17 protein-coding genes are annotated in these 21,341 nt (G+C 38.7%); 5 read left to right on the top strand and 12 right to left on the bottom strand.

Annotation, left to right across the window (positions count from 1 at the left end):
* Positions 1-32 precede the first annotated feature (32 nt).
* The 4 genes from HMPREF1528_RS07500 to pdhA form a co-directional block, all read right to left on the bottom strand.
* Positions 33-1,184, bottom strand: coding sequence for a serine hydrolase domain-containing protein (locus HMPREF1528_RS07500; RefSeq protein WP_009410209.1), 1,152 nt, complete (start codon positions 1,182-1,184; stop codon positions 33-35).
* A 16-nt stretch (positions 1,185-1,200) separates the two neighbouring features.
* On the bottom strand, positions 1,201-2,076 hold the full coding sequence (sucD, locus tag HMPREF1528_RS07495) for a succinate--CoA ligase subunit alpha (RefSeq protein WP_016479267.1): 876 nt from the start codon (positions 2,074-2,076) through the stop codon (positions 1,201-1,203).
* 214 nt (positions 2,077-2,290) lie between these two features.
* Complete coding sequence (locus HMPREF1528_RS07490) at positions 2,291-3,907, bottom strand: pyruvate dehydrogenase complex dihydrolipoamide acetyltransferase (protein ID WP_016479266.1); 1,617 nt, start codon at positions 3,905-3,907, stop codon at positions 2,291-2,293.
* A gap of 36 nt (positions 3,908-3,943) precedes the next feature.
* Positions 3,944-4,942: a pyruvate dehydrogenase (acetyl-transferring) E1 component subunit alpha gene (gene pdhA / locus HMPREF1528_RS07485; protein WP_002672792.1), complete on the bottom strand. Its 999-nt coding sequence runs from the start codon at positions 4,940-4,942 to the stop codon at positions 3,944-3,946.
* 464 nt (positions 4,943-5,406) lie between these two features.
* Between pdhA and HMPREF1528_RS07480 the strand changes: the two genes are divergently transcribed.
* On the top strand, positions 5,407-7,746 hold the full coding sequence (locus tag HMPREF1528_RS07480) for a beta-N-acetylhexosaminidase (protein WP_016479265.1): 2,340 nt from the start codon (positions 5,407-5,409) through the stop codon (positions 7,744-7,746).
* A gap of 56 nt (positions 7,747-7,802) precedes the next feature.
* Here the strand turns inward: HMPREF1528_RS07480 and HMPREF1528_RS07475 are convergent, their stop codons facing one another.
* The 6 genes from HMPREF1528_RS07475 to HMPREF1528_RS07450 are packed head-to-tail and all read right to left on the bottom strand — an operon-like array spanning position 7,803 to position 14,255.
* Complete coding sequence (locus HMPREF1528_RS07475) at positions 7,803-8,747, bottom strand: GSCFA domain-containing protein (RefSeq protein WP_016479264.1); 945 nt, start codon at positions 8,745-8,747, stop codon at positions 7,803-7,805.
* A gap of 13 nt (positions 8,748-8,760) precedes the next feature.
* Positions 8,761-9,285: a methylated-DNA--[protein]-cysteine S-methyltransferase gene (locus HMPREF1528_RS07470; protein WP_016479263.1), complete on the bottom strand. Its 525-nt coding sequence runs from the start codon at positions 9,283-9,285 to the stop codon at positions 8,761-8,763.
* Positions 9,242-12,037 carry an AsmA family protein gene (locus HMPREF1528_RS07465; RefSeq protein ID WP_016479262.1) on the bottom strand — a complete coding sequence of 932 codons (2,796 nt, stop codon included), beginning with the start codon at positions 12,035-12,037 and terminating at the stop codon, positions 9,242-9,244. The genes HMPREF1528_RS07470 and HMPREF1528_RS07465 overlap by 44 nt, the downstream gene beginning before the upstream one ends.
* Positions 12,038-12,061: 24 nt before the next feature.
* A complete protein-coding gene (gene aroQ, locus HMPREF1528_RS07460) occupies positions 12,062-12,481 on the bottom strand; it encodes a type II 3-dehydroquinate dehydratase (protein WP_002672802.1) in 420 nt (139 codons plus the stop codon).
* 7 nt (positions 12,482-12,488) lie between these two features.
* Positions 12,489-13,208: a head GIN domain-containing protein gene (locus tag HMPREF1528_RS07455; RefSeq protein WP_009410756.1), complete on the bottom strand. Its 720-nt coding sequence runs from the start codon at positions 13,206-13,208 to the stop codon at positions 12,489-12,491.
* Between the two features lie 9 nt (positions 13,209-13,217).
* Complete coding sequence (locus HMPREF1528_RS07450; protein WP_016479261.1) at positions 13,218-14,255, bottom strand: glycosyltransferase family 9 protein; 1,038 nt, start codon at positions 14,253-14,255, stop codon at positions 13,218-13,220.
* A 310-nt stretch (positions 14,256-14,565) separates the two neighbouring features.
* On the opposite strand from HMPREF1528_RS07450, the gene HMPREF1528_RS07445 reads away from it, so the two are divergent.
* On the top strand, positions 14,566-15,825 hold the full coding sequence (locus tag HMPREF1528_RS07445; RefSeq protein WP_016479260.1) for a M64 family metallopeptidase: 1,260 nt from the start codon (positions 14,566-14,568) through the stop codon (positions 15,823-15,825).
* 268 nt (positions 15,826-16,093) lie between these two features.
* On the opposite strand, the gene HMPREF1528_RS07440 is transcribed toward HMPREF1528_RS07445, so the two are convergent.
* The gene (locus tag HMPREF1528_RS07440; protein WP_016479259.1) at positions 16,094-18,514 is read right to left on the bottom strand and encodes a glycosyl hydrolase family 95 catalytic domain-containing protein; all 2,421 of its coding nucleotides are present in this window, start codon (positions 18,512-18,514) and stop codon (positions 16,094-16,096) included.
* Positions 18,515-18,643: 129 nt separating this feature from the next.
* Positions 18,644-19,609: a hypothetical protein gene (locus tag HMPREF1528_RS07435; protein WP_002672807.1), complete on the bottom strand. Its 966-nt coding sequence runs from the start codon at positions 19,607-19,609 to the stop codon at positions 18,644-18,646.
* Between the two features lie 128 nt (positions 19,610-19,737).
* Between HMPREF1528_RS07435 and HMPREF1528_RS07430 the strand changes: the two genes are divergently transcribed.
* From HMPREF1528_RS07430 to rplS, 3 genes are all read left to right on the top strand, one after another.
* A complete protein-coding gene (locus HMPREF1528_RS07430; protein ID WP_009410752.1) occupies positions 19,738-20,082 on the top strand; it encodes a CidA/LrgA family protein in 345 nt (114 codons plus the stop codon).
* Positions 20,082-20,774: an LrgB family protein gene (locus HMPREF1528_RS07425; protein WP_002672811.1), complete on the top strand. Its 693-nt coding sequence runs from the start codon at positions 20,082-20,084 to the stop codon at positions 20,772-20,774. The genes HMPREF1528_RS07430 and HMPREF1528_RS07425 overlap by 1 nt, the downstream gene beginning before the upstream one ends.
* A 156-nt stretch (positions 20,775-20,930) precedes the next feature.
* Positions 20,931-21,278, top strand: a complete 348-nt coding sequence (rplS, locus tag HMPREF1528_RS07420; RefSeq protein ID WP_002672812.1) for a 50S ribosomal protein L19 — start codon at positions 20,931-20,933, stop codon at positions 21,276-21,278.
* Positions 21,279-21,341 lie beyond the last annotated feature (63 nt).

Below are 21,341 nucleotides of genomic sequence, written 5' to 3'. Positions count from 1 at the left end.
TTGTGATATCTTTGGTATCACAAAAGGATTTTTTAATACTGATTAGGAATACGCTCTGCCCCTTCAATAATAAAGTCGGTTAAGCGTTGTAAGTAGATATTAATTTGCGGGTCAGTTACATTAAACAGCAATACAATTACCAGTTGCTCATTTGGGTATACTGATAGCCAACCGTAACCTCCCACTCCCATTCCTGTGTGTCCAAAATAATCACGTCCGTTCCAGTCTCGCTGGTTTTGCCAACATATACCATAACTCACCTCAGTATCATCAAAAGTACATTGCTTTTTTAGCATCTCGTTTTCTATAGGCTGAGAAAGAAAATTATGGCGCTCTATAGCAATTCCCATTTTAGCAATATCGTTAGAAGTAGAAAGAAAGCCTCCTCCTGCCAGCTTAAAGTAGTTATTCACATCAGGAGCTTTGGTGAGTCCTCCTTTTTTAGACCTTGAATAAGGTGTAGCCTCATCTTTAATTATTTTTCCTCTATCAGGAAAAGTGCGCCACATATTCAAAGGCTTAAACACTTCCTCTTTAGCCACATTCTCAAACTTCTCATTCAAACACTTTTCTATAGCCAATGAAATCAAATTTATACCGTAGCTACTATACAAAAACTTTGTTCCTGGTGCCGACTGTAATATGTCATCTTTAAATAAATTCACTCCCTGTTCAATACTGTAAGCTTTATTTAAAGTATATTCATTAGCCCTATAAGTGCGTATGCCTGCTAAGTGTCCTGCAAGCTGTTTCACGGTAAAATCAAAAGGCTTTTGCGGGTAATCAGGTATATATTCATAAATTGAAGTATTCCAGTCAAACTTCTTTTGCTCTTGCAGTCTAGCCAGTACCATTCCTGTAATAGCTTTCGACATACTCGCTACCCTAAATAGCGTATTCTTAGGGTCAATAGTTGTCTTTTTGGTAATATCAGCATATCCATAACCTCTTTGCCATATTATTTTTCCTTGTTTGGCTACAGTTACAGAGGCTCCTGGTATAATTTGTTCTTGTATTAGGTATTGTAATATTTTCTCAGCTTCAGTACGTGCATCGTCAAACGAGATTACTTCAGAAGGATTTCTTTTAAATACATCTACATCTTGAAGTTTCTTTTGTGCAAATAATGAATTAAAAAATGAAATAATAGTGCTAAACAAAACAATAAGTATTAGTTTTTTCATAAATTATTAACAAATGCTATTTTTTCATTATTTCAGCTACCTTCTCCCCTATTTTAGCAGGCGAATCTACTACGTAAACACCACATTCGCGTAAAATACGTTTTTTAGCTTCAGCAGTATCATCAGCACCTCCTACTATAGCCCCGGCGTGTCCCATTGTTCTTCCTTTAGGAGCTGTTTCACCTGCTATAAAACTAACTACAGGCTTTTTATTACCATTGGCTTTTATCCATCGGGCTGCTTCTGGCTCTAACTGTCCACCTATTTCACCTATCATCACAATACAATGAGTTTCTGGGTCATTCATTAATAATTCTACAGCCTCTTTAGTAGTAGTACCAATAATAGGGTCTCCTCCAATACCAATAGCTGTGGTAATCCCTAATCCTTGTCTTACAATTTGGTCAGCTGCCTCATAGGTAAGTGTCCCTGATTTCGAAACTATCCCCACGTGTCCTTTCTTAAAGATAAAGCCTGGCATAATACCTACTTTTGCTTCTTCAGGCGTAATCACTCCCGGACAGTTAGGACCTACCAAACGGCAATCTCTATTCTTTATGTAGGCTGCTACTTTCACCATATCAGCTACCGGAATCCCTTCTGTAATAGTAATAATTACTTTTATCCCTGCATCAGCAGCTTCCATAATAGCATCAGCAGCAAAAGCGGGTGGTACAAAAATAATAGATACATCAGCTCCTGTTGCCTTCACAGCATCAGCTACCGTGTTAAACACTGGCTTCCCTAAATGTGTTTGCCCTCCTTTATTAGGGGTAATTCCTCCTACCACATTAGTGCCATATGCAATCATTTGTTCAGCGTGAAAAGTACCTTCGCTTCCTGTGAAACCTTGTACTATTACTTTTGAATTCTTATTAACTAATACACTCATTGCAATTATTTTTTTTGTTTTCTTATAGCAAAGATAAATAAGATTTCTATACTTTCAAAATCTTTCGTAAAGAAATCGATTATTATTTCACCTTCTTCTTTTTACTACATTAATTATCAATCTATTGCATTATTACTTTTTTCATCTATTCTTATAACAAAAAAGGGCTACCCACATAGGCAACCCTTTTGTAATATGCTGTCCTCAACACTCGTTATGCGAGCATTGTTATAGGATTCTCAATATAAGCTTTGAGTGTTTGTAAGAATTGAGCTCCAGTAGCCCCGTCGATAGTACGGTGGTCGCAAGCAAGAGTTACTTGCATAGTGTGACCTACTACTATTTGTCCGTTTTTCACTACAGGTTTCTCAACAATAGCTCCTACTGAAAGAATAGCAGAGTTAGGCTGATTGATGATAGAAGTAAATACATCTACCCCAAACATACCCAAGTTAGACACGGTGAAAGTGCTTCCTTCCATTTCGGCAGGAGTAAGTTTCTTGTTGCGTGCCTTACCAGCCAAGTCTTTTACCAAGGCGCCTATTTGAGTAAGCGTTAAAGTATCCGTAAACTTGATAACTGGTACTACCAAGCCATCTTCAATAGCCACAGCCACCCCTACATTCACGTGCTTGTTGTAAAGGGTTGTATCGCCTTTCCAAGAAGTATTTACTTGAGGGTGTTTTTTAAGTGCCATTGCGCAGGCTTTCACTACCATATCGTTGAAAGATATTTTGGTGTCTGGCAAATTGTTGATTTGAGCGCGAGATTCCATCGCGTTATCCATATCAATTTCTATTGCCAAATAGTAGTGAGGTGCAGTGAATTTAGACTCTGCCAAACGTTTCGCAATCGTTTTGCGCATTTGTGAGTTTTTCACCTCTTCAGTTACTTCCACTCCCACAGGAATTACAGTTGGGATAGCTGCGCTAGCGGTTGCAGGTGTAGCCGTAGTAGCCGTAGCAACCTTAGCACTTGGTGTAAAGTTTTCTACGTCTTTCTTCACAATACGTCCATTTTCACCTGTTCCTTTCACCTCAGTAAGGTTAATACCTTTATCTTGTGCTATTTTCTTAGCCAAAGGAGAAGCAAATACGCGGTCGTTTGCATTAGCTACCGAAGTAGTAGCTGATGTGGCTGTTTCAGCCGGTTTGCTTTCAGCCTTAGGAGTTGCAGGAGCCGAAGTTGAAGCTCCGCCAGCTTTCACGGCTGCCAAAACTGCGTTTACATCAGTACCCGCAGGGCCTATAATCGCCAATAATGAATCTACTGCTGCACTTTCTCCTTCTTTTAAACCTATATACAATAAAGTACCTGAATAAAATGATTCAAACTCCATTGTAGCCTTATCGGTTTCAATTTCAGCTAAGATATCACCTTCTTTTACAGTATCACCTACCTTTTTGAGCCAAGAAGCCACAGTACCTTCCGTCATTGTATCACTGAGTCGAGGCATTGTTACCACTTCTACTCCTGCTGGTATAGTAGCACCAGCAACAGGAGCCGTAGTTACCTCAGCAACAGGTTTTGCTTCTTCAGCTTTAGGAGCCGATGCTTGAGCTCCTCCAGCTATAAGTGCCGAAATATCTTCACCCTCTTTACCTATGATAGCCAATAAGGTATCTACTTTAGCACTTTCTCCTTCTTTTAAACCTATATACAATAAGGTTCCTGTATGGAATGATTCAAATTCCATCGTAGCTTTATCCGTCTCGATTTCTGCTAAGATATCGCCTTCATTTACTTTATCGCCTACTTTTTTAAGCCACTTTGCTACAACACCCTCTTCCATAGTGTCGCTCAAGCGTGGCATAGTAATAATTTCTGCCATTTATGTTGTTATATTTAATTAGTGTTTCCTTTTTTATTATAATCTACTGGGCAAGAAAGGGTAATTTTCTTGGTCGTAAACCACATCATACATAATATGTGTTTCTGGATAAGGTGATTCTTCTGCAAATTTCTCACACTCAGCCACACGTTCTTTCACACGTTCGTCGATAGCTTCTAACTCAGCATCGGTAGCATATTTCTTCTCTTTGATAACCGCAAGTACATTGGTGATTGGGTCTTGTTTTTTGTACTCTTCCACCTCTTCTTTAGTACGGTAGTGTTGCGCATCCGACATTGAGTGTCCACGATAACGATAAGTACGAATGTCAAGCAAAGTTGGTCCTTCTCCACGGCGAGCGCGTTCTACTGCTTCATACACCGCTTCGGCTACTGTTTCAGGGTGCATACCATCTACGGGTTGGCAAGGCATTTGGTAACCCAACCCGAGTTTCCAAATATCCACGTGGTTAGCAGTTCTTTCCACCGATGTACCCATTGCGTAGTGATTGTTTTCTACAATAAAAACCACAGGCAATTTCCACAACATAGCCATATTCATTGTTTCGTGAAAAGCTCCTTGACGCACCGCACCATCACCCATAAAGGTAAGTGTAACCGCCTCTCTATTGAAGTACTTATCGGCAAAAGCCAAACCAGCACCCAATGCAATCTGTCCTCCTACGATACCGTGACCACCATAGAAGTGATGTTCTTTCGAAAAGATGTGCATAGAGCCTCCTAAACCGTGAGAAGTACCTGTACCTTTACCGTACAATTCAGCCATAATACGTTTAGGGTCTACGCCCAAACCTATGGGGTGTACGTGGCAACGGTAAGAAGTAATCATTTTGTCTTTGGTAGGGTCAATAGCGTGCAAACAACCTGCAGCTACCGCTTCTTGACCGTTGTATAGGTGCAAGAACCCCCTTACTTTTTGTTGAATATAAACTGCAGCGAGTTTATCTTCAAATTTCCTCCAAAAAAGCATATCCTCGTACCATTTTAGGTACACTTCTTTATCAAATTTTTTCATTGGTTTTTGATGTATATAAAAGTCTATTAGTATTCTTACAATAGTATATTTTCTATTATGTTCCGCTATGAGTCCTTAAATTGACTCTTCCTTCGTCTTTTCTTTATCTGCTCGTGCGGTTCGCACCGTCTTTTGTTCGTCTTTCCTTCGTCTTTCCTTCGTCTTTGCGTCGCTACAGTTCCCCCTTTGGAGGGGGTTAGGGGGAGGTTACCATTGTCTTTTCATTATCTGCTTGTGTGGCTCGCACTATCTGCCTGTGTGGCTCGCTCCGTCATTAACTTGGTATTATTGGCATTTTTGGCATTATGGTATTAAACTTTTCAGCTTTTACCTCTTAACTTTCTGAGCAGTTTTAAATCACTTTCTAAAAATATTTGCAAAGGTGCAAAAAAAATATCACCTAACCAAAAAATATTCAAAAAAAATTTTATACCTTTGTCCCATTAATTCAAATTTTAAATGTAATGAAGATAAAATTAACTTCCGCACTTTTGTTATTGATAACGATTATTTCGTGTAAATCAACTACAAACAATCAAGGAGAGAGTACTGCTAATTATGAGGTAATTCCACTACCCGAAATGATTACCACTCCCCAAGCTGATGCCGATAAACCTTTCGTACTTACGGCTGATACCAAAATCACCTATCCAGAAGGTGATGCTTCTTTACAGCAGTACGCTGGATTCTTGCAAGAGTATATCAAAAAACAAGCAGGAATTGAAGTGAATATCGCTCCTAACCAAAACAATGAGACCAACACTATTGCCTTGTTGCAAAATTACCAAAACAACAACAAAGAGGCTTACCAAGTAGTGGTGAATGCAAAGAACATTACTGTTAATGGAGCTTCTAAGGCGGGTACTTTCTATGGAGTACAACTCTTGAGAAAATCCATTCCGGTACAAAAAGTAGGCAAAGTCATCTTCCCTGCCAAAGAAATAACCGATAAACCCTATTTCGCATATCGTGGTGCACATTTAGATAGTGCCCGTCACTTTTTTACTGCCGACTCTGTGCGCATTTATATCGATATGTTAGCACTCCACAATATCAATAAATTCCACTGGCATCTCACCGATGATCAAGGTTGGCGTTTTGAATCTAAAAAATACCCCGAACTTACTGTGGTAGGAAGCACTCGTAGCCAAACTATGGTAAACAAACAGTGGGACACCTTCGATGGTAAACCTCACGGAGGCTTCTATACTCAGCAAGAAATGAAAGACATTGTAAAATATGCCGCCGACCGCAACATTACCGTTATTCCTGAGATAGACCTCCCAGGTCATATGGTTGCTGCTTTGGCTACTTATCCACAATTAGGCTGTACAGGAGGCCCTTATAAAGTAAGAGAAACTTGGGGCATAGCCGAAGATGTACTTTGTGCTGGCAACCCCGAAACTTATGATTTCATTAAAAATATATTAGAAGAAGTAACTGAAGTATTTCCTTCAGAATATATCCATATAGGAGGTGACGAATGTCCTAAAGATAGCTGGAAGAAATGCCCTAAATGCCAAGCTAAGATAAAAGAGTTAGGTATTAAAGGTGATGCTAAACACACAGCCGAAGAATACTTACAAAGTCACATAATTACATTCGCCGAAGATGTATTAGCTAAAAAAGGTCGCAAAATCATTGGTTGGGACGAAATCCTTGAAGGAGGTTTAGCTCCTAATGCTACTGTAATGTCTTGGAGAGGCATCGGAGGCGCTATAGAAGCAGCCAAGTCTAATCACGATGCTATTATGACCCCTGTTTCTTATTGCTACTTCGATTATTATCAAACAGATAAAACCGATAAAGAACCTCTTGCTATTGGTGGTTATGTACCGGTAGAACGTGTTTACTCTTTCAATCCTTACCCCGATGCACTTAATAAAGAGCAACAAAAACACATCTTAGGAGTACAAGCCAATGTTTGGACAGAGTATATCAAGACTTTCAAACACGTACAATATATGGTATTGCCTCGTTTTGCAGCCTTAGCCGAAGTACAATGGGAAGACCCTGCAAAACCTAAAGACTACAATCAGTTTTTACAACGCTTAATGCGCTTACTTCCTATCTACCAGTTAGAAGGTTATAACTATGCTAAACACATATTCGACCTTCGTGCCGAAGTAAAACCTGAGGTAGGTGATATACAAGTAACACTCTCTTGTTTACAAGATACACCTATCTATTACACTACCGATGGGAGTGAACCTACTAAAAGTTCTAACGTGTATAAAGAACCCTTAAAACTCACCCAAGATACCCATCTAAAAGCTAAAGTATTCGGTCAAGAAACCGAAAGTAGCTTCGAACAACAGTTCCTTTTCAACAAAGCAACCGTACGCCCTATTGAGTTCCTCAGTAAACCTAGTTACAACTATACTTTTGGGGGCGCTATTACCTTAGTTGATGGTAGAAAAGGGGGTACTAATTCACGCTCTGGAGAATGGTTAGGTTTTAGTGAAGCACCTTGTGAAGTGGTGATTACCCTAAAAGAAAATACTCCTGTAAAAGAAGTGCGCTTCAATGCTCTTATTGAAACAGGTGATTGGATTTACCCTCCTACTAGCTTTGAAGTATCGGGGTCTAAGGACGGTAAAAGTTATGATTTACTCGCTAAAGAAAACTATGCGCTTCCTAAGGGACCTCTCAAAGAAATAAAAACTTACTCTCTTTCTTTCCCTGAAAAAGAAGTAACCTATCTAAAAGTGAAGATAAATGGAGTAAACAAAATTCCTTCTTTTCATCAAGGAGCAGCTGGTAAACCTGGCTTCCTCTTCATCGATGAAATTCAAGTATTGTAATAGGCTTACATAACAATAAACAAAAAGCTATCTAATAGAACTATTAGATAGCTTTTTTATATCTCAATATGGGGGTATTTCTTCTTAAAAACCTCTATTTTCTGTCGTAATTGTATTTGAAACTGCTGATAATTCTCTGTTTTAGGGTTAAACGGACGATGTTGCAACCCTTTCTGTATGGCATCTACTTGTTTCATATCTGTCTGAGTAGCCTTATCCATATAGGTTTCTACTAAGCGTTCCCAAATATAGTCTATAGCCATTTCCGATGGGTGTACCATATCATTAACATAAAAGCGGTAATCGCGAAGTTCATCTAAAAGCAACTCATAGGCTGGAAAATAAGTGCACACCCCCGATGAAAGTACCGAATAAAGTGCTACCAACAAATGTGCTTTGCTCACTTGGTTTTCTAAAAAACCATCTTTCAAGTGTCGTACAGGCGAAATAGTGAAAACACATTGCAAGTCTTTATTCACCTTCTTCAACAGTGCTATAATATGGGTAAGGCTCTCCCCTATCTCTTCTACTGATAATAGTCGTTTTGAGAAGTGTTGTTGAGGTACTTTATGACAATTTGCCACTATCTTATCAGTACTGTTATAGATGTATACCCAAGCTGTACCAAGAGTGATAAAACAGAAATCGGCTTTTTGTAATGTGTTATAAAGTGCTCTTTGTTGTATATTGGCAAGATGAACAGCCTCCTCTAAGCTCGGTTTACTCATATCCGAATGAAAGTCGAAACTGTGCCAAAGTTCATTATGCAAAAAGAAATCTTCAGCCTCATAAGGAGCGTGTTCTATTGCTCTGCTAAGCACATTTTCAATAGCTAAGGGGTGAAAGAGTATCCCAAAAGGGTTTACCGTAACAGGAATTTTATAATAACTAAACTTTTGTGCCATATTCACAGCAAAGCAAGAACCTATACTCAGTATCTGCGAGTGATAAGTAATCCTTTTAGTAGCCTCGTGTATAGGTACAATTGTTCTAAATTCCATAACGATAAAATAATTAAACGTTACTCCTTTCTAAATCCAACAGAAATTGCTTCCTCTCAATTCCACTAGCATAGCCTGTAAGTGTCCCGTCCGAACCTATAACACGATGACAAGGAATAACGATTGAAATACGGTTTTTCCCATTGGCATTAGCAACAGCTCTCACGCCTTTGGGATTCCCCACAGCCGTAGCCTGTTCTTTATACGAACGCACTTCCCCATACGGAATAGTTTGTAACACTTTCCATACTTCCTCTTGAAAAGAAGTCCCCACCAAAGCCAGCGGCAGACTAAACTCTTTACGCTCTTTGGCAAAGTACTCTCTCAATTGTTTCTCCAACTCCGATAACAACAAACTATCCTCATCTACTTGTGTTGCCCCGTAATGCTTTACGAGTATTTCTTGGTCTTTAAGCCAGTTTTTACTATCAACAAAGTCAAGCATACAAATTGCCTCATCAGTAGCTATGGCAAGCATCTCACCTATGGGGGTGTTAATTCTCTTTTTGTATAGTTTCATCTTTTTGTTCTTCTTCATTGATAGCTTCTGTGTTATTAGGGTCGTATTCCGTTTCTTCTAAATCTTTAGACTTTTTGCCTAAACCTATTTTAGGGTTCTCTTGTGTTCCCGTTACTTTTATAGGAATTCCAATAATCCCCAAGGGTGGTAAGCCCAAACGCATCTTAAAGTTCAATCTACCGTCAAAGCTACTCTGCCCTTCTATACGTGGTCTAAACCCTGAAACCTTAAACTTAAACCGCTCTACCGTGATAAGATTATTCTTTATACTACTCTTGATGTCAATAGTCGAAAGATTAGCATCTCTCAGTCCGTCTGTACCTGTTCTATCACTGATAACATTAAAAAGCTTAAACCCTTTTAGTTGAACGTTCTTCACCGATAGCACTCCTCCTCCTTTTATTGAAGGATAAATAGGTAACATCTCATCATTCAGCTTCCCTTCTACGGCGTAATCCAATGAAATAATACCTTTGGCATCTTTTGCCATTGCCACCATTTCTCTGAACATCTTCACTTCTTTGTAGGCTCTTTGCACGTCAAAGTCTTTAGCTTTAATCTTAAAACTAAAATTAGCGCGTTTAGGCGTTTCATCTGCGTATTTAGCATCTATTTGTGTAGAAACTCCTATAATATTAAAACTGACGTTTTGCAGAGCTAAGGTTCCTCTATTAAGCTGAGTATTACCTCTCAAATTGTGAATAGTAAGCCCTTGTAAAGCTACATTTTTAAGGTTGGCATTTAAATTAAAATTAAAGAGCTTAGGTACAATCACCACCCCCTTTTCAGTTGGAGTATCATTGGTAACCGTTGCTTCCTTCGCTTCTTTTATCTCTTGAGCAGGGGCAGAAGTATACATAAACTCATCTACATCAAGATAATTAGAGCTTACCGTAAAGTTTCCTTTCAGCACTTGGTTGTTTGATAGGAAGAAGTTAATAGCGTTGCTCATCCGTCCGTTCATCAAAAAGTCCGATTTCCCATAGGTAGCACGGAAGTCGGTAAAGTGCATATTGTCTTGATTGAAGCGAAAGACTCCTTGCTGAATGATAAACGGTTTAGGCAAGTATTCTGTAGTGGTTTTGATATTACGCAGTTCTATCACTCCCTTATTGTGCAAAAGATGATAACGCCCGTTAGTAGCATCGCTCTGAGTACCTTGTAAGGTAAGGTCGGCTTTGGCATAACCTTCTAATTCCAAGCCTTTTTGTGAAAATACTTTATAAATCTTGGCTATGTCTAACTCTCCTTTGGCTTGTATATCATATCGGATATCGTCGAAATTCTCCATCGATAAATTCACCGTAAAAGGCTTTCCTTCAAACAAGAACGTCGCAGGAGACACATTTACTGCCAAAGTTTTCATCGAGCCATCAGTGTTCTCAACATTCCCTTTGAAGTGAATATCAGTAACCGGATTGGGGTAGTAGGGCGTCTTTACATAACCATCGGAGAACTCCAAAAGCCCTTTCGTGATAGGGAACAATCGTTGTTCAGGAGCATAAGTACCCTTACTCTTCACGTTTGCCAAGAGCATTCCTTTCAGTTGGAAGTCCTTCATATCCATCAAGTGCATCACATTCTCCACATTGATGTTTGCTCTCACTTTAGCATCAATTACAGGAGGCTTTATCCCATCAAGACTTACAATGCCCGAGAAGTACTCCTTACCTATATCAAAGTAAACCGAATCGAGCTTTACTGCCACTTTATCTACGTTCAGCGAAGGCAATCTCGTTTCTATGTTCAAATACACATTCTCAGCCGGAGCTGGTACTCCCTTATAGCCTACATAACCATCTCTTACCTTCATTTTTAGATAAATATCGGGACTTAAATTCTGTGAGGCTATATATTGCCCTTTCATCGAAAAGAACACATCGGTCTTTCCTTTAAGGGTGGCTTTCTTATGCCATTGTGTAAATTGGGGAGGCAAGGCGGTAAAGAAGTCGTCAAGATTGCTATCCTTAGATTCTATTTCCAAGTCAATGTCATATCCATTGCTCAAAAAATCCAACTTCCCTTTAAAATCCACAGGCAATCGGTTTATCTTTAAGTTGTTTTGCTGAAAGATAAAAGCTAGTGAATTAGTATTAATCTGGGTAATTAGCTCTGCGTTTACGTGTTTGTTCTTAAAGTAGGTTTCCCCTGCAAAAAGAAAATCCAATGATTGTATTTCTGCTTTGGTACGCAAATCGAAGATAGAAGCCTCTAAGCCTCCTTTTCCTAAGTAATTAAAACCATTGGCTTGAAGGTAAATCTCTGTCGATTTATCATCGTATATCAGTCGGGTATTTCTCAGCTCAATACGCTGTAAATTCACCCGTGTATCATCACTCTCCGAGGTGCTTTCTTCTCCCGATGATTTGTAAACGTTGTAATTAGCCTCGCCTTGTTTGTTTACTTTTATATGCACAAAAGCATTTTTAAGGTATATCTCCTCTATGTCTATCTTCTTAGAGAACAACAAATCCTTTACGTCTATCCCCAAAGAAATTTGTTTTACTGCCACAAGCGTATCATTCTCATAGGGTTTAGAGCCCTTCATCAAGAAGTTATCAAGGTTAAGCGTAAGCGATGGGAAATGGGTAAAGAAAGATAACTTAGCTTTAGAAAAGTTAATTTCTCCGTTCAGATTATCATTAGCAAGCTTCTTAACTTTCTCAGTTACGTACTCAGGGTACACCATTGGAAAAATGATAATGAATGCCAATAGCAATGCTATCAGCACTCCCAATATCTTTAAGCTTTTGAGGATATACTTCTTCATCAAAACAATAAAAGCCTAATCCGTTTAATCTATAAAACTCTGTAGTGCCAATTCATAGCTCTTCAAGCCAAAACCTCCTATTACACCCTTCACCACCGGCGATAAAAACGACTGATGCCTGAACGTTTCACGCGTAAAAGTATTAGAAATGTGCACTTCTACTACGGGCGTTGTAATGGCTGCCACCGCATCGGCAAGGGCTATGGAAGTATGTGTATAGGCTCCTGCATTCAGTATAATGCCATCATACTCAAAACCTATATGGTGTAACTTGTCTATCAGTGCCCCCTCGTAATTACTCTGGAAATAATACAATTCAATATCTGTATATTTCCTATGCAGTTCTTTCAGGTAATCCTCAAAGGTCTGATTGCCATAAACCGAAGGCTCTCGAATGCCCAACAGGTTCAAGTTCGGTCCATTGATAATGATGATTTTCTTCATATCTATGTTATTCTTCTATTTTAATACGCCCTATCCCTTTCACACTTTTCTTAAATACAGGCGGATTCCCTTTCACAGTAATGCCTCCTGCTCCTGCGATAGAAGCATCTACCTCTTGTGTTACATAAGCCGATATACCTCCTGCTCCCGCTATGCGCAAAGTAGCTTTTTCAGCTTTAAGCTCATCAGCATCTACATCGCCAGCTCCTTTCACGTATATGCTTAGGTTTTTGGTTTCTCCTGCAATGTCTATACCTCCTGCTCCAGCCACTTGTAAATCAAGCGAAGTAGCCGTTACCGACGCTTCAAGGTCTCCACTACCCTCTAATTTTACTAACAAAGAACCCACTTGCAACTTCTTTTCTGTAGATATATCCACAGCTCCTTTCCCTACTACTCTCTTTAAACGAGTGTCGATAGGTACGTACACAGTAATAGAGGTTTTGAGTGAGTATTTCCTATCAATGCTTATATAAAGCACATTGTTGGAGACTTTGGTCTCTAAATACGAAAGTACCTCTTTCTGTCCTTTCACTTTTATTTTGCCTACCTCTCCTTCTGTAAGCACAAGGTTATAAGCTCCCGAAACTTCTATAGCGTCATAATTCGCTACTTTTCTGTTTTCGGTGATAACTTCTTTGTCTTTTTCTGTCTTCTTTTGGCTGTATCCTATGCCTACAACTAATGTTACAAGGATAAATGTAATAAATCTTTTCATATATTTCATCTGTTTTAATTATTTCTCTTCTGTTAAGTCACTTAGTATAGCTTCTGTCTTCGCTATAATCTCTTCAATTGTAATAGTCTCTATGGCTTTCTCATAACCTTTGGGGTATTTCTTCCCATATACCGAAGTAGGAATGAGTGGATACCGTTCTCTATCTGCCAAAAGAGCATTCTCCTTAGGCTGTAAATAAGGATAAAACCCCGCATAAGGGTGCGTCACTCCCCATAAGGTAAGCGTCGGAACTCCATACATCGCCGATAGGTGCGCATTCCCACTGTCCATTGCTATCATTATATCTAAGTGCGAAATGAGCTCCAACTCTTGTTTAAACGAGAGCTTCCCTACCATATTTTCAGCATTAGGTAAGTTTATTTTGCTCACCTGCTCTTCCTCTTCTTTTCCTCCTCCAAAGATGTAAATCTTGCCACTGTCATACCGTTGAGAAAGTGCCGTTATCACCTCGCACATCTTTTCAAATGGATACTGTTTACCTATGTACGACGCAAACGGAGCAACCCCTATACGCACTCCTTCACACAGCAATTTCTGTACCGTTTCACTCGGTTCTTCTGGCGGTAAAATATATGGTTCACTTAGGTCAATCGGGAAACCCAAAGAAGCAAACACATCAGCATACCGCTCATACGAAGGCTTTAAAGGCTCAAAAACTTTACACTTATAGCTGGTAAGTGCTCTCTTTTCTCTACGTCCTTTGTCTATTTGCTTGAAAGGTATTTTGCTACCCTTAAAATAGAATTTCAGTACATTAGTGCGCAACACATTGTGAATGTCTGCCACACCGTCAATTCCCTTTGCTATCAATTCCTTATACAGTTTGTACAACCCCGATAAACCACTGTGTTTTCCATTAATTTCAGGAGTGAATACCTCCAAGTTAGGAATATGTGAAAACATCGGTGCAAATAACGGTCGCGTGAGGTAAGTGATTTTTACATCGGGATATTGCTCCGAAAAAGCTGTTACAACGGGCACACTGATGGCTACATCTCCCATCGCCGACATTCTAAAAATAGCTAAATGTTCCATTTTGTTTTGGTATTTAAAGTTTTATTAGTACCTTTGGCTTCTCAATAGAAAGGATACCTTTGATAAAGTTGTTTTTGCTAATTCACTTAGTGAAAACAGAATATTATTCTATCTTATCTTCGATTTATAGATAGGTAAGGTTCGAAATTGGTTCATTATGCCTTCGTCTATCTTCCAAGATTCGTATAAGGTTTGTATAAGGTACCTATAAGATAGTATATTTTTCTGTATGGTATCCTCCTTCACTCTCGCCTTATAATTGAGATTGAAAATTGTTAATGGATATGCAAATGTAGTAAAAATTTATAATATGAGACACTTATTTTTAGTTTTTTTTATTGTACAGTCCGCTTTCGCTCAAAATAATACCGTTTTCGATTGCTCCAGAAGCCTTAGAATCGACTTTAATCTATTAGCCAATGCCCAGCGTATAGAGGTAATTTTTCAACAGCTCAAAAGTGAACCTCATTGGGGAGGCTCGCACACTCACCTTGTTTTTCCGAACTTAGGAAACCTGCGCCTTCAACTATTCGACGGCGAAACTCTTGTCTTCTCAAAAGGCTTCAACTCCCTCGCCGATGAGTGGATGGAAATCGAAGAAGCCAAGACTGAAAAACGACTCTTTTATCACGCTATGCAAATTCCTTTTCCTAAAAAGAAACTGTCTCTGCACATCGATAAACGAAACCGTGAAAGTGTTTTCGAAACGATTGCTTCTCGTGAGATTGACCCTAACAACTATTTTATAAAAGAAGAAAAGACCGTTGCCTTCCCTGTGAAGAAAATACTGTATAATGGTGAGGCTTCCAAAAAAGTAGATATAGCCATCTTAGCAGAAGGATACACCCAAGCCGAAACCGAGAAATTCTATGCCGATGCGCAACGTATGACCGATTATATGTTCACCATTTCCCCTTTCGATAAGCTCAAAAACAATTTCAATGTATATGCCATAGCCGTACCTTCTCAAGAAAGTGGCACCGATGTACCCGGAAAGAACATTTTTAAAAACACTGCATTTAACTCTTCCTTCTACACTTTCAATCAAGAACGCTACCTCACCACCAACAGTATTTGTGAAATAGCCGATGCTGCCTCAGTAGTCCCTTACGACCAACTCTATATCTTAGTAAATACTGAAACTTATGGTGGCGGTGGTTTCTACAATCACCTAAATTTAGGCACTGCTGATAACAACCTTTCTGAAAAGGTATACATACACGAGTTCGGACACGGTTTTGTAGGTCTCGCCGATGAATATTACTACGATTGGGATCCCACTTTTCAAGAGATGTACAATACTAAAATTGAACCTTGGGAAGAAAACATTACCTCATTGGTGAATTTTGAGAGCAAATGGAAAGATATGGTAAAAAAGAAGACTCCTATCCCTACCCCTCGCACTCCTAAATATAAAGATGTTGTAGGTGCTTTCGAAGGAGGAGGTTACACCAGTAAAGGTATTTACAGTCCTGCACAAGACTGCCGTATGAAATCTAACGAACCAAAAGGCTTCTGCCCCGTGTGTGAACGTGCTATTCGCAAAATAGTAGACTTTTACACAAAATAAAGAGGAAGCCATAAAACACCCTCTCAACGCTCACCTCGTGATATAGATATACAAATAAAAAATACGCACTAAGAAAATCTTAGTGCGTATTTTTCTTTTATGGGTCGCTACACTTTGCCAAAGTTTTTGCCTGTATAGCTCGCACCTTTGGCAAAGTTGATTACCTCAATAATCAATTTCTTTTAGTTATATTGTAGGGGCGATTTGCCAATCGCCCTCACAAAAGAAAACTTTTTGTACAGGCTTCTTTTCCTTTTATTGAGCTCTTTTAATAAATATTATATGTTTTGTTCTTCTCTGTTCTGAACGTTATCACTTTATCTTTATTACTTCCTTTTACAATCACCTTTCCTTTACTATAAACATTCTTATTGGCAGGTAATAACACACTGCATTCTCCTCCATTTAGCGAAGTAATTTCAGCTTTCTCCAATTTGAATTGTTGCCATTCAAAGTTTACTTCAAAACCATTGCGAGCTCTCATACCTTTCATAACGCCGTTTTCCCAATCGGGGTGAGAAGGAAGAGCAGGTAAAAAGCGAATAACATTACCCTTCCCGTGACTCTGTAAGAGCATTTCAGCAATGCCCGCTGTACCTCCAAAGTTCCCATCTATTTGAAACGGAGGGTGCGCACAAAACAAATTAGGATAAGTGCCTCCTCCTTGTCCGTCAGTTATATTAGGGTTTACAGGGTGTAATAATTGGCGCAACAAAAGCAATGCGTGATTGCCATCTTGTAGTCGTGCCCAAAAGTTTATCTTCCACGCACGTGACCACCCCGTACCTGCATCACCCCGTATTTCTAATGTCTTTTTAGCGGCTCTGGCTAAATCTGGTGTGTCCCAAGGAGTAATCTCATCATATGGGTATAAGCCGTAAAGATGAGAAACGTGCCTATGTTGTGGTTCAGCATCTTCCCAATCGTCAAACCATTCGTTAAGGTCTCCTTTTTTACCTATGCGATTAGGAACTGTATTTCTGCTGATACGTTCCCACTCTGTGCGTTTCTTACTGTCTAAACCTAATATCTTAGCAGCATCACTTGTATTAGTAAATAGTTCTCGCACTATTTGCATATCCATAGTAGGAGCCACACAAGTAGTTCCTATTTGTTTTTTACCGTCTTTCAGTTCTGGTAATACATAAGCATTTTCAGGAGAGTTTGAAGGGGCTGTTACCCAATAACCCGTTTTGGGGTCTTTAATAAGTAGACTCTCAAAGAAGGTTGTAGCTTCTTTAAGCACAGGGTAATACTCTCTTAGGAAGTTAATATCTTTAGTGAAGAGATAATGTTGCCAAATATGTTCGCATAACCAAGCGCCTCCCGTAAGAGTAGAACCCCACGTCGCCGATTCACCTGGGGAAGTATAAAACCAAGGATTGCTAATAACGTGAGCCACCCATCCATTAGCATTATAATAGGCTTTCGCTGTTTTGCTTCCATTGGGTACTAAGTTTTTAGTAAACCTTTGTAAAGGTTCGGTAAGCTGCGACAAATTGGTAGGCTCAGCAAGCCAATAATTCATCTGTATATTGATGTTTAAATGGTAATCGCCATTCCAAGGTGTTTGATACTCTTCAGCCCATAAACCTTGCAAATTGGCAGGCAAAAGCCCTTCACGTGAAGAGGAGATAAGTAAATAGCGTCCAAAGTTATAATACAAAATAGGTAATAAAGCATCTTGCTCACCTTTATAAAAGCGTCCTAATCGCTGAAAAGTAGTAAGACCTTCCGTATTGGCATTCGCTTTTCCATACCAGCGATTGCGGTTAAACAATCGCTGAAAAACAATACTACTCTCAACTTTCGCTTTATCAAAACTCATAGGGGCTTTTTGCAAATACTCATTAACCTTTTTAGTTACTGAAATATCCAAAAGTCCTCCCTTGTTAAAGTTATAATTAGTTACAGCACTTATCCTTAAAGTAATTTCTTTTGCCGACTGTATAGCAATAGCTTTATGGGTACTCTCTATCTTTCCATCAGTTTGTATATCAACTACCGATGCAAAGTGCATTCCTTCTTTACCACCGTTCGGTAACACACCATTAAGACTGATTTTATTATTCTGATAGGTAATCGTAGCATTCTCTTTGCGGAAGAGTGAAATATCTAAATTAAGCGGTGAGGTAGCTTTTATTTTCACCCATATCACATCGTTTTTAAAATCAGCAAAAGCTGTTTGTTCTATTGAGTTATTATCTCGTTTAAACGAAGTAACAGCTGTTGCTTCATCAAGGCGTAATTCTCGCTTGTAATCTTGAATAGGTGACGTGGTTTTCCAATCTAAAAGCAGTTCTGCCAATACTTGATAACAACCATAGCTACAGTTAGCTCCTTGCCCCAAACAAGAGCCTTTCCCTTTGGCTACAAAATGCTGTTGTAAGAGTGCTTGTGCTTCTAAGTTTTTCCCTTCTAAAAGTAATTTCTGAATTTCTTTCAGATAGTTGTGCGCATTAGGGTCATCAGCCTCTTGTGTCCCTCCTGACCACAACGAGATTTCATTGAGTACAATTCTATCTACATCAGTCTTTCCAAAGAGCATAGCTCCTAAACGTCCATTTCCAATAGGGATACTTTCAGTAAAATGATTTGCTGGTTTATGAAACACTACTGATACATCTTGAGGTTGTGCTTTGAGTAGCGTTCCTAAAAATAATAACATAATTAATAAGTTGGTTCTCATAAGATTGGTATATTTTTTATTAAGATGTCGCAAAAGTACAAAACAAGTAGCGTACTTCCAAATATTGTTCAAAAAAAAACAGCTCCATACTATTTATGGAACTGTTTTTATTTTTATATTAAGAAACTGCTATTTCAATAATAAATTTGCTGAACCTACTTCGTTGAGGCGGTCATCATAAACAGTTACTTTATAAGTGCCTTTATCAAACTCTTTTCCTGTTCTGCTGATAAAGTCACACACATCCACATTCTTATTGTCGTAGATGAAGTGAGTAGCTGTACTATAATTCACTGTGTTTTCTCCTTCTGAGGTAGAGTCGTTAGCTCCTAAGGTAACTCCCGATGGTGAAACTACTTTCACATAGAAGTATCTTGAGCCTGATTTTGCTATTCTGTTAGCTCCTACAGTAAAGCAAACTCTTAATTTCTCAGCTGCACGACCTCTTTCGGTAATTTTGTTCTTAGTGCCTTTTACAGCTTCTATTGTAAGTTTGCTAATTTGAAGTGCAGAACCGGCTTCTACCACTTTCTTTAAGCTATTAGCTTGGCGAGCAAGTGAATCGGCTTTAGCACTTGTGTCGTCTAATTTTACTGACACACTGTCTAAATCCTTTCTGATAGCAGTGTTGGCACGTGCCAATGAGTCGTTCTTTCTGATTAAGAAATCACGCTCTTTGGCAAGAGCAAACGCTTGGTTTTTAAAACGAGCCAATGCCGAAACATTAAGTTTCATATTCTGCAATGAATCGATGTACTTACCAATCTTGTCACGCGCATCAAGCAAATCCTGATTCACGTTTTTGTTATCGTCCACTACTTTGTCGTAGCTTCCTTTCAAAGCGTTCAAATCTTTAAGCACTTGCTCTTTCTGAGAGTTAAGATCTGCTTCCGTTGCCTCTTTGTTTTTGTTAAGAGAATAGGTATAATAACCTAAACCTCCTGCTACCAAAGCCAAAATAGCAATTAAAATTTTCGATAAAACACCACCTCTCGGTCTGTCATCATCATTGGGGTATGAAGGATACGATTGTCCTCCATCTGTACCATTGGACGCTGAGTCCATAAAAATAGGTTTGTCGTAATTATTACTCATAACTTATGTTTTTTTACTCCGCAAATGTAGATAAAAAAATATATAACAAGCAAATTTTTATATTTTTTTTAACACTATTAAAAAAAGAAATAGTACTTTTGCAACCGTTTTTTAAGTACAAAATTATTATGTTAATACGTTATTTTGCAATCGTTTTCGGCTGTTTAGGCTTAGGAGAACTCATCGTTGCTCTCACACACATTCCTTTTCCTTCAAGTATCATAGGAATGCTCTTTCTCACCCTATTTTTAGAGCTTGGTTGGGTGAAATTACAGTCTATAAAAGCTCTTTCAGATTTATTAATTTCTAATTTAGGATTGTTTTTCGTACCCCCAAGTATTGGCATTATGGCATACTTTAAACAGATAGGTGAAAACTTTTTAGCTATCTTCCTTTCTATTATCATCAGTACCGTAGTAGTGATTGTTATAACTGGTCACGTATATCAATTCTTCCGTAAAAAATTAAAATAATGAAACCTTTTGTAGAAAACGAAGCCTTCCTTTTGGCTATTACTTTTATCCTCTATTACGGGGTATTACTTTTGCAACGCAAATATAATTCGGTTTTTTTAAATCCAGTATTAATCACTGTTTTAGTGCTTATTTCTTATCTAATAATCTTTGGTATTTCTCCTCAAAAATATGAAGAAGCCGGTAAGTATATCGATTTTTGGCTCAAACCTTCTATTGTAGCCTTAGGGGTACCTCTGTATTTACAGCTCTCTAAGATAAGAAAACAGCTGATACCCTTAGTGCTCTCTCAGTTTGTAGGTAGTTTAGTAGGGGTGCTTACAGTTTGTTTGGTAGCCAAATGGTTAGGGCTCGAAGACGATATCGCCATTTCATTAGCCCCTAAATCGGTTACTACCCCCATTGCGTTGGAAGTATCGCGTATGCTCAATGGTATTGAACCTATTACAGTAATGGCGGTAATGACCACTGGTTTCTTAGGGAATCTTTTTGGTATTACCTTCCTGAATTGGTTTCGCATCAAAAGCCCTATGGCTAAAGGTATTTCATTAGGTACTGCTTCTCACGCTTTGGGTATTATGGCGGCGTTCAACCTAAGTGAAAAATATGCGGTATATGCTAGTTTAGGAATGATTTTTAACGGCATCTTTACCGCTGTATTAGCACCCCCAGTAGTACATTTGCTTTTTTAAGTAACTTATCACATCTCATTAGCATATTACAAAATTTTTCTTTTACAGGTATCTTGCTAATTCAAAAAAAAGTACTACCTTTGCCCCCGATTTGGAGTAACCTCTGGCGAGAGTCGTGAATGTTGCCCATTGATAACATAATTATTTATATTTTTTATGGAACCATTATTAAAGTACGTACAAGACAACTTTATCGAAAAAAAAGACTTCCCCGATTTCTCTGCTGGTGATACTATCACTGTGTATTACGAGATTAAAGAGGGTGATAAAAAACGTACTCAGTTTTTTAAAGGCGTTGTTATTCAACGCAAAGGTCACGGCGTAACCGCTACTTTTACTATTCGTAAAATGTCAGGAACTGTAGGTGTAGAACGTATCTTCCCTATCAATATGCCTGCCCTTCAAAAAATTGAAGTAAACAAAAAAGGTAAAGTAAGACGTGCTCGCATTTACTATTTTAGAGGACTTACTGGTAAAAAAGCCCGTATTAAAGAAGTTCGCTAATCAGTTAAACAAACTTATAAAAGCAAAGAGTAAGACCTTCCTTCCTCTTTGCTTTTTTCTTTT

Origin of the sequence: Capnocytophaga sp. oral taxon 336 str. F0502 (assembly GCF_000411575.1) — a bacterium.
In the GTDB taxonomy this organism is placed as follows: Bacteria; Bacteroidota; Bacteroidia; order Flavobacteriales; family Flavobacteriaceae; genus Capnocytophaga; species Capnocytophaga ochracea.
This window is presented reverse-complemented; position numbering and strand designations above follow the sequence as displayed.

Excerpts from the sequence above, each read along its gene's own strand:
- HMPREF1528_RS07500 (WP_009410209.1), bottom strand. The coding sequence starts at position 1,184 with ATGAAAAAACTAATACTTATTGTTTTGTTTAGCACTATTATTTCATTT.
- sucD (WP_016479267.1), bottom strand. The coding sequence starts at position 2,076 with ATGAGTGTATTAGTTAATAAGAATTCAAAAGTAATAGTACAAGGTTTC.
- HMPREF1528_RS07490 (WP_016479266.1), bottom strand. The coding sequence starts at position 3,907 with ATGGCAGAAATTATTACTATGCCACGCTTGAGCGACACTATGGAAGAG.
- pdhA (WP_002672792.1), bottom strand. The coding sequence starts at position 4,942 with ATGAAAAAATTTGATAAAGAAGTGTACCTAAAATGGTACGAGGATATG.
- HMPREF1528_RS07480 (WP_016479265.1), top strand. The coding sequence starts at position 5,407 with ATGAAGATAAAATTAACTTCCGCACTTTTGTTATTGATAACGATTATT.
- HMPREF1528_RS07475 (WP_016479264.1), bottom strand. The coding sequence starts at position 8,747 with ATGGAATTTAGAACAATTGTACCTATACACGAGGCTACTAAAAGGATT.
- HMPREF1528_RS07470 (WP_016479263.1), bottom strand. The coding sequence starts at position 9,285 with ATGAAGAAGAACAAAAAGATGAAACTATACAAAAAGAGAATTAACACC.
- HMPREF1528_RS07465 (WP_016479262.1), bottom strand. The coding sequence starts at position 12,037 with ATGAAGAAGTATATCCTCAAAAGCTTAAAGATATTGGGAGTGCTGATA.
- aroQ (WP_002672802.1), bottom strand. The coding sequence starts at position 12,481 with ATGAAGAAAATCATCATTATCAATGGACCGAACTTGAACCTGTTGGGC.
- HMPREF1528_RS07455 (WP_009410756.1), bottom strand. The coding sequence starts at position 13,208 with ATGAAATATATGAAAAGATTTATTACATTTATCCTTGTAACATTAGTT.
- HMPREF1528_RS07450 (WP_016479261.1), bottom strand. The coding sequence starts at position 14,255 with ATGGAACATTTAGCTATTTTTAGAATGTCGGCGATGGGAGATGTAGCC.
- HMPREF1528_RS07445 (WP_016479260.1), top strand. The coding sequence starts at position 14,566 with ATGAGACACTTATTTTTAGTTTTTTTTATTGTACAGTCCGCTTTCGCT.
- HMPREF1528_RS07440 (WP_016479259.1), bottom strand. The coding sequence starts at position 18,514 with ATGAGAACCAACTTATTAATTATGTTATTATTTTTAGGAACGCTACTC.
- HMPREF1528_RS07435 (WP_002672807.1), bottom strand. The coding sequence starts at position 19,609 with ATGAGTAATAATTACGACAAACCTATTTTTATGGACTCAGCGTCCAAT.
- HMPREF1528_RS07430 (WP_009410752.1), top strand. The coding sequence starts at position 19,738 with ATGTTAATACGTTATTTTGCAATCGTTTTCGGCTGTTTAGGCTTAGGA.
- HMPREF1528_RS07425 (WP_002672811.1), top strand. The coding sequence starts at position 20,082 with ATGAAACCTTTTGTAGAAAACGAAGCCTTCCTTTTGGCTATTACTTTT.
- rplS (WP_002672812.1), top strand. The coding sequence starts at position 20,931 with ATGGAACCATTATTAAAGTACGTACAAGACAACTTTATCGAAAAAAAA.